This is a genomic window from Caballeronia novacaledonica, assembly GCF_900258035.1.
Lineage (GTDB): Bacteria > Pseudomonadota > Gammaproteobacteria > Burkholderiales > Burkholderiaceae > Caballeronia > Caballeronia novacaledonica.
In genome coordinates, this window is record NZ_OGTP01000028.1 from 68,358 (window position 1) to 77,656 (window position 9,299).

3 protein-coding genes are annotated in these 9,299 nt (G+C 65.3%); all 3 read right to left on the bottom strand.

Annotated features, from left to right (window positions below; translation table 11 throughout):
* Positions 1 to 17: 17 nt before the first annotated feature.
* Complete coding sequence (locus tag NOV72_RS27730) at positions 18 to 1,667, bottom strand: cyclic peptide export ABC transporter (protein ID WP_106857725.1); 1,650 nt, start codon at positions 1,665 to 1,667, stop codon at positions 18 to 20.
* 84 nt (positions 1,668 to 1,751) lie between these two features.
* Positions 1,752 to 3,953, bottom strand: a complete 2,202-nt coding sequence (locus NOV72_RS27735; protein ID WP_181291176.1) for a TonB-dependent siderophore receptor — start codon at positions 3,951 to 3,953, stop codon at positions 1,752 to 1,754.
* Positions 3,954 to 4,163: 210 nt separating this feature from the next.
* Positions 4,164 to 9,299, bottom strand: a 5,136-nt coding sequence (locus tag NOV72_RS27740; protein ID WP_146150054.1) for a non-ribosomal peptide synthetase, incomplete at its 5' end; no start/stop codon positions are given.

The window sequence follows — 9,299 nt, forward strand, 5'->3', positions numbered from 1 at the left end:
GTCTTCACTTCGCGGCGTTACCCCAGCGAGACGCGTTCGTGCGCGTGAGCGAATTCATCGCCACGGCCTTCCTCTACAAGCTGACCGTAATCGAGCTTCACATAGCGGTCGGCGAGATGGAAATAGCGGTCGTCGTGCGAGATCACGAGCACGGTCTTGCCCTGCGCCTTCAGGTCCGGCAGCAACCGGCGATAAAACACGTCCTTGAAAACGGGATCCTGATCGGCGGCCCATTCGTCGAACACGTAGAACGGGCGATCTTCGAGGTACGTGACGAGCAGCGCGAGGCGCTTTCTCTGCCCTTGCGAAAGATCGGTGGTGGAGAACACGCCCTTCTCGATCTTCACCTTGTGATCCAGATGCAGCGCTTCGAGCAGCGCCTGCGCGCGCGCATCGAGGCCGTCGAGCGTGAGGCCGTGCAGCGCTTCGAAGAGATAGAAATCGCTGAACACCACGGAAAAATGCTGCCGGTAGATATCGCGCTCCGCTTCGCCGACCGCCTTGCCGTTGAGCAGGATGCGGCCGCCCTCGGGCGCGTAGAGGCCGACGAGCATCTTCGCGAGCGTCGTCTTGCCGCTGCCATTCCCGCCGATCAGAAAGACGAGCTCGCCCGGCCGGAACGCGAGATCGATCGGTCCGAGCGTGAACACTTCGTCCTCGCGCTCGCGGTAGTAGCGATGCGTGACGCCTTCCAGCGCGATGCTGTCGAACGCGGCGGCGTCGCTCGCGGGCAGCGTGTTCTCGGGCGGCAAATCGGCGTTGATCGCGTTGATCCGCTCGATCGCCACCTTCGCGGAACTGATGCTCGGCAAGGCGGAAAGCAAGCCTTCGATCGGCATGATCATGTAGAGGAAGATCATCGCGTAGCCCGACATCACCGGACCTTGCACGGGGTAGAAGCGCGTGAGCAGAAACAGCACGCAGCCGATGAACGCGAAGAAAATGAAGCTGCCCCAGCTCGCGGCGGCCGCGTACAGCACGTAGCCGCGCGTTCTCTGCACGCGCACCGCTTCGACGTTGGTGGCGAGCGTGTCGTCGATGAAGGCTTCCTTGCGATTGCGATGCAGCTTGAGTTCCTTGGCGCCGTCGAAGAGCGCGCGGAAATACTTCACGAGATCGTCTTCGCGGCGGCGCGACGCGCGCAGGTGAAACTCCGCGCGCGTGTTCGCCAGATGAAAACCCAGCGAGCCGAGGAAGATGGTGACGATCGCGAACAGCAGGATCTGCCACGACAGATAGCCGAGATACATCAGGCAGCCTGCGATGACCGCGCCGTGCATCGCGAGATTGGGCAGGCTCACGAAGAACACGACGATGGAATCGAGGTCGGCGGTCAGCACCGAAAGCGCGCGCGACGCGCCCTGCTTCTCCAGATGCTGATACGACGCCGCGCCGATGCGCCGGATCGTGCCCATGCGCAGCGTCGCCTTGGCGTTCTGGCCGAGCTTCATGAAGAGCGTGGACGAAACGGCCCGCGTGACGAGCACCAGAATGCTCAAGGCGAGGAACTCGAGGCCGAGTTCGCCGAGCGTTTCGCGCGACGCGCCGAGCGCCTGATTGATGAGCGCGACGAGACCCGCGCTCGCGAGGCCGCTCATCACGCTCGTGACCATGGCGACGAGCAGGGTCCAGCGCGAATTGCGGATCAGATACCAGATTAGCGACATCGATGCTCTCCTTCTGCGATGCCGGCAAACCGCGCCGGCGTCGAGTCTTTCAACTGCGGGGCTGCAATGCGCGAAGCACGCAGATTACCACTGGTACGTCGCGCGTCCGACCACGCTGCGGCGCAGGCCATAACTACAGTACGTCTCGCTCTGGCAGTTCACGTAAATGCGGTCGAACAGATTCTGCGCGTTGAGCTGAAAGCGCCAGTGCGCGATGTCGTAGTGAATCGCGGCATCGACGAGCGTCGTCGACGAAAGTTTGAGCGTATTCGCCTGATCGCCGTACTGCGAGCCGATATAACGAATGCCGCCGCCGAAGCCGAGTCCTTTGAGCGGTCCCGTCTGCAAGGTCTTGTCGAGCCACAGGCTCGCCATGTTGTGCGGCACGTTCGCCGCGCGATTGCCCGCGTAGCCCTGATCGCTGTCGGTGATCTTGCCGTCCATGTACGTGTACGCGGCGGTCAGGCTCAAGCCGCTGCCGAGATCGGCCACGCCCGACAATTCGACGCCGCGCACGCGAATGGCGCCCGTCTGCACGACGAAGTTGCCTTCGGGATGATCGAAGTCCGGCTCGACGACGTTCTTCTGCTTGATGTTGTAGACCGAGAGCATCGCGAAGCTCTTCTGGTTCTTCGGCTGGAACTTGACGCCCGCCTCGACGCTCTGCCCCGTCGTCGGCTTGAGCGACGAGCCGTCGAACGTGGTGCCGAGACCCGGCTGGAACGAAGTCGCGTAGTTCACGTACGGCGCGAAGCCGCTGTCGAACAGATAGACGAGACCGGTGCGGTAGGTGAAGCGGTTCGCATCGTTCGACTGCGAATTCATGCCGGCGACGTTGTCGTACTGCTTCGTGCTGGTCCAGTCCTGCCGCACGCCGAGCGTCGCGACGAGCTTGCCGAAGCGGATCTGGTCCTGCGCATACAGGCCGAGCTGATTGAGCGTGTCGTGCACGCTGAAGTCCGGCGAATCCGGCAGCACGATGCTGCTCGCGCCGCTGTACACCGGCGCATACGCGTTGATCGACGGCACTTCGAGCGCGTCGCGCTCGTCCCAGCTATCGACCGAGCGCGTGTAGTCCAGTCCGACGAGCACCGTATGTTCGAGCGGTCCCGTGCCGAATCGCAACTGCGCCTGGTTGTCGACGGTGAAGACGTTGGCGCTCGCGCGAGCCGCGTACGCGTAGCGGTCGAGCGTCTGGAGATCGTCTTCGAGGCCCGCATCGCCGACGATCTGCTGATTCAGATGCGTATGCGAGTAACGCAGGTTCTGGCGCACCGTGAGGATATCGCTGAAGCGATGCTCGAATTCGTAGCCGATCGCCTCGTCCGTACGGCGATATTCGTTGAACTCCGGCTCGCCGAGGAACGTGCCCGTGCCGATCCGCCCGAACGGACTGCCGAAGAGCGTGCCGACGGCAGGCAGATCGACGTTCTGGCGGCCCGTGTCGCGGTAGCTGAAGTGCGAGAGCAGCGTGAAGGTCGTATCGGCGTTCGGCTTCCAGGTCAGCGCGGGCGCGACGTAGATGTGCTTGTCCTGCACGAAGGCCGTCTGCGTGCTTTCGCTGCTCGAATCCGCCGTGAAGCGATACAGCAGCGTGCCGTCCTTGTTCACCGGTCCGGAAACATCGACGCGCCCGCCGACGAGCCCGCGGCTGCCGACTTCGATCGACGCTTCGTGCAGCGGCTCGGCGGTCGGACGCTTGGTGACGAGGTTGACCATGCCGCCCGGAATGTTCTGGCCGTAGAGCACCGAAGCCGGGCCGCGCAGAATATCGATGCGCTCGAGTCCGTATGTGTCGTAGGTCGGCGAGAGCACCGTGAAGAAGGTTTGCGTCGAGAGGCCGTCGACGAAAGGCATCGTCTGCTGAAAGCCGCGCACGGTGTAGTAATCGACGGTCGAGTCGAGGCCGCCGAACTGCTCGCCGATCACGCCGGGCGTGTAGCGCAACGCCTCGCCCACGGTTTGCGCGGCTTGCGCCTGAATCTGATCGGCGGTGATGACCGAGATCGACTGCGGCGTTTCGATGATCGGCGTATCGGTCTTGGTGCCCGTCCCGCTGCGGCGGGCCACGTAGCCTTCGACCGGACTCGTCGCGGTTTCCTTGTCGCGCTCGCCCGTGACGAGCACGGGATTCAGTTGCTGCTGATTCGCGCCACCGGCATTCGACGTATCCGCGCTCTGCGCATGCGCGGCGCCGCCGAACAGCACGAGCGCGGCGATCGCAATGTTCCGCTTGCGCAAGCCGTGCCCGATCTGGGGCGAATGCGCCCGCTCTCCTCTTGCCATGACGTTCTTATAACTGCGCGGTCTCATGCCCAGCCTTTCTTTTCAAAAAACTTACGTTATTGAAGATATCGCGTCGCAAACGGAGGTCAATGCGCCGCGAAAACGGATAAAAACGCTCGGAAACATCCGCGGGGACTATAACCGAGTCATACCAATAATTGCAAATGATTCGCATTCATGCGAAGTAACGCTGTCGTTTTTCGACCTCCTTCAAAGCTCGGAAATCAGGTCGAGCATCGACGCCGCATCGGCCGCGATACGCTCATCCGCGCCTTGTGCGTCCTGCAGCGCGCGGGCCACTTCATGCAGCGGGCGATTGCTCATCAGCACCGGCAACGGCGCTTCGATGCGCTGGCGGCGCAGCGCGGATTGCACCTGCATCGCGGCGAGCGAATCGCCGCCCAGCGCGAAGAACGTGTCGTGGCGGCTCACGCGCGGCGCGCGCAGCACGTCGCCGAACGTCTGCGCGAGCGCGCGCTCGAACTCGCCTTCGGGCGGCGCGAACGTGCGTTCGTCGTCGGGTTCATCGTCCGAAGGCAGGCGATGCCGGTCGATCTTGCCCGCGGGATTCAGCGGCATCGCGTCGAGCACCGTGAGCGTCGCGGGCACCATGTAGCCGGGAAGCTCGGCGGCGAGTCGCGCGCGCAGGTCGGTGGTGCTTGCATCGGCGGTGACGAAGGCGGCGAGGCGCGTCGTGCCCGCCGTCGCGCGCGCGACGACCGCCGCTTCGCGCACGCCGGGCATGCGCAGCAGATGCGCCTCGATTTCGCCCGGCTCCACGCGATAGCCGCGCACCTTGACCTGATGATCGACGCGCCCGAGATAATCCAGCTCGCCCCGCGCATTCCAGCGCACGATGTCGCCGGTCCGGTACAGCCGGCCGCCGCCTGTCGAGAACGGGTCCGGGATGAAGCGCTCCGCGGTCGTCGCGGGCTTCCCGCAATAGCCGCGCGCGAGCAGTTCGCCGCCGATGTGAAGCTCGCCCGCGACGCCGACCGGCACCGGCGCGAGATGCGCATCGAGCACGGCGACGCGGCGTCCGTCGATGGGCTTTCCGATCGGAATGCGCGCCGGGACGTCGGCATCGCCGTGCAGACAGGGCGCGCAATCGAACGAAGTCGCGGTGACGGTCGCTTCGCTCGGGCCATACAGATTGACCAATTCGATATGCCCGAGACCCGCCGCCTTCCATGCGCGCACGCCGTCGCCGTACATCGCTTCGCCGCCGACCTGGACGCGCCGAAGCGTCGTCAGTGCGTCGCGCGCGCTCGCATCGTTGGCGAAGTCGAGCGCGAGCGTGTTCCAGTACGCGGTCGTCAGATCGGCGATCGTGATGCGCCGCTCGCGCACTTCGCGCAGGAAGCGCGCGCTGTCCCACAGCGCGTCGTCGCGCAGCACGACGGCGGCGCCCGCACACAGCGCGGGAAAGAGCTGATCGACAAACGCGTCGAAGCTGAACGTCGAGAACTGCAGCACGCGATCGCCGGGTCTCGTGCGCGACAGGTTCATCGCGGCCTGCGTATGCCGCGCGAGCGCCGCGTGCGATATCTCGACGCCTTTGGGCGAGCCCGTCGATCCCGATGTGTAGATCACGTAGGCAAGCTGCGCGCCGCTTACGGCGACGCCCGGATCGGCATCGGAAAAGGCCTCGGCGCAGCGCGCGACATCGAGCGCGACGACGCCTTCGAGCGATGCCGCCGCCGACGTCAGCACGATGCGCACGCCGCTGTCGCGCGCCATGTACGCGAGCCGGTCGGCCGGATACGAAGAATCGAGCGGCACGTACGCGGCGCCCGCCTTCAACACGCCGAAGAGCGCAACGATCATGTCGATGGAACGTGCGAGCGCAATGCCCACGCGCGACTCCGCTCCGGCACCGTTCGCGAGCAGCGCATGCGCGAGGCGGTTCGCCCGGCGCTCGAGTTCGCCGTAGCTGATCGATTCGGAACCGGCCACCAGCGCGCAGGCGTCCGGATGCGCGCGCGCGGTCGCCGCGATGCGTTCGTGCACCGGCGTCGCGTCGAGCGTTGGCGTGCCGTCTGCGCCGAGGCGCTGCACATGCGCGATTTCGTCTGCGCCGAGCATCGGGATATCGGCGAGCGCGCGCGATGGATCGAGCGCGAGCGCATCGAGCAGATTCGACAAATGCCTCGCGATGCCCGCGACGCTCGCTTCGTCGAAGGCGTCGCGCGCGAAGGAAAAGTCGATGCGCAAGCCCGCATCCGGCATGCCGGGCCGCTGCGTGACCGACACCGTGAGCGGATAGCTCGTCTGCTCGCGCGCGCGGATGCCCGAGAACGCGAGACCGCCGTGGGACGAGCTGCGCAAGGCGTCGTCGAGCGGATAGTTTTCGAACACGAGGATGCTGTCGAACAGCGCCTGTCCGCCTTCGAGCCGCGCGAGACGCTGAATCTCGTACAGCGCCACGTGCTCGTGCTCGCGCGACGCGAGGCTCTGCTGCTGAATCGCATCGAGCCAGTGCGCGACGCTCATTTGCGGCTCGGGCGTTGCGACGACCGGAATCGTGTTGATGAAGAGACCGACCATCCGTTCGACGCCTTCGAGCGACGCGGGCCGGCCCGCGACCGTCGCGCCGAAACTCACCGTGCGCGCGCCGGTGTAGCGCTGCAGCAGGATGAGCCACGCGGCCTGCACGAGCGTGTTCAGCGTGACGCGCCGATGCTTCGCGAAGTCCGTGAGACGCGCGGTGCGCGCGGCATCGAGCGTGAGCGGCAGCTCGCCGAAGGTCGCATCGGCGCTTTCGGACGGACGCGGCAGCGACGCGGCGAGATGCGTCGGCCCTTCGAGCGGCGCGAGCAGTGTGCGCCACCAGTGATCGGCTTCGTGTCGTTCCGTTTCCCGCGTGTGCAGCCACGCGATGAAGTCGCGATAGCGACGCGGCTTCGCATCGGCGCGCGCGCCTTCGTAGTGCCGCAGCACTTCGGCGAGCACCTGCGCCATGCTCCAGCCATCGAGCAGCGCATGATGAAACGTCCACACGAAATGATGCCGCCGCTCGCCCGTGCGAACCAGCGCGATGCGCATGAGCGGCGGTTGCGCGATATCGAACCGCTGCGCGAGTTGCGCATGAGCGAGCGCATCGAGCGCGGCGTCGTGCGCATCGCGGCCGCGCCAGTCCTCTTCGACGACGGGCACGCTCGCAACGCGCGCGACCCATTGGCGCGGCGCGTCGTCGAGCTGCACGAAGGCCGTGCGCAACACGTCGTGTCGCGCGACGACCGACTCCCACGCCGCGAGAAAACGCGCGCGGTCGAGCCCGTCGATATCCACGCGCAACTGGTTCACATAAGCGTTCGACTGCGCGCCGAGCAAGCTATGAAACACGATGCCCGTTTGCATCGGCGCGAGCGGATAGATATCGGCGAAGTTCGCTGCCTGGAGCGGCAGCGCGTCGAGGGCGGGCTGATCGAGCGCGGCGAGCGGCACGTCGGAAGGCGTGATGCCGCGTGCGCCGCTCGTGCAATGCGCGATCAACGCGCGCAGTTCGGCTTCGATATCGCGTGCGAGACGTTCGAGCGTCGCGGCATCGTAGCGATCGCCCTGCCGATGCAGCAGCGTCATCGATAGTTCGCCGTCGTTCACCTGTCCGAGAATTTCGAGCGCGTGAGCGGGCACGGCTCGTTCGTCCTGTGACGCGCCGGTGGATTCCTTCGCGCGGTGCCATTGCGATTCGGCGTTCAGCGCGCCACCGAACTGGCCGAGATAGTTGAAGACGACATCGCTGTTGGTGGCATCGCCGAGCGCTGCGCGTTGCGTGTCGTCGCCGAGATACATCAGCATGCCGAAGCCGAGGCCCGCGTCGGGCACGGCGCGCAGCGTCTCTTTCATGCGTTTGATCGCGGCAGGCAGATCGCCTTCGGGACGCAGCGCGACCGGATAGAGCGACGTGAACCAGCCGACCGTGCGGCTCAGATCGGCATCGCCAAAATGTGCTTCGCGGCCGTGGCCTTCGAGGTCGATGCGCAGTGTGTCGACAGCGGCGAAGCGGCATAGCACGCGGGCCGTCGCGGTCAGCAAGAGGTCGTTGATTTGCGTGCGGTAGGCGGCGTGGGCATCTTGCAGCAGGACACGCGTGGCGTCGCGGTCGAGTATCGCCGTGGCGCGCGCGGGTACGTTCGCGTCGTTGGTTGCGCAGGGAAGCGATGCCGGGACCGCTATCACCTCACGCCAGTAATCGAGTTGAGCGGCAAGCGCGGGGGCGCGCGCAGCCGTTTGAACGGTGCGTGCGAATGCTCGATAAGAAGTGGTATGCGGCGGCAATGCGATCGACGTTCCCGTGGCAAGCTGCGCGCAGGCGAGTTGAAGATCGTCGAGCAGGATGCGCCATGAGACGCCATCCACCGCAAGATGATGAATGACGACCAGGAGACGCCACGTGCCGTCGTCGATCGACATCGCGATGGCGCGGATCAACGGGCCGTCGCTCAGGTCGAGGCTGCGTTGTGCCGCGTCGCACAGGCGTTCGATATCGCTTCGACGGACCGCGTTTTCGATGCTCAGCATCGTTTCGGCTTGCGCTTTGGCGGGACGCTGCAGCCACGTGCCGGCGCTCGTTTGCGTGAAACGCAGGCGAAGACTGTCGTGATGTGCGACGAGCGCCTGCAACGCCGCTTCGAGATGCGCGAGATCGGGTTCGGTCGCGCGCTCCAGCAGCACCGACTGGTTCCAGTGATGACGCGATGGCATCGATCGATCGAAGAACCATGACTGAATCGGAAGCAGCACGAAGGGCTCGTCGGAGTCGTCGTCGGGCTGTGCCTGGTCTTCGTGTCGCGCCGCGCTGGCGACGGCCGCAAGCTGCGCGACCGTCTGATGCTCGAAGACCTGTCGCGCGCTCAAGAGCCATCCCGCCTGACGCGCGCGCGCCACGATCTGCAAGCCGAGGATCGAATCGCCGCCCAGCTCGAAGAAGTTGTCATTCCGACCGATACGCGCGACGCCGAGCAACTCCGACCAGATCGTCGCGAGTTGCGTTTCGAGTGCGCTTTGGGGCGCTTGCCATTCCGCATCGTCCACTTCCGCCGATGGCGCGGGCAACGCCTTGCGATCCACCTTGCCGTTAGCGTTCAGCGGCAAGGCATCCAGCACGACGATGCGCCACGGCACCATGTAATCCGGCAGGCTGCTCGCGAGTTGCGTCTTCGCTTGTCGCGCATCGAACGATGCGTCGCCGCTCACGTACGCGATCAGCTTGCCTTCACGCGCAATCACCACGGTCTCTCGCACATGATCGAGTTGTGCGAACCGTGCTTCGATTTCACCCAGTTCGATGCGGAACCCGCGAATCTTCACCTGATGATCGAGCCGGCCCAGATAATCGAGCAC

Bases quoted from the DNA above. Each gene is read 5' to 3' on its own strand.
- NOV72_RS27730 (WP_106857725.1), bottom strand. From the start codon at position 1,667: ATGTCGCTAATCTGGTATCTGATCCGCAATTCGCGCTGGACCCTGCTC.
- NOV72_RS27735 (WP_181291176.1), bottom strand. From the start codon at position 3,953: ATGGCAAGAGGAGAGCGGGCGCATTCGCCCCAGATCGGGCACGGCTTG.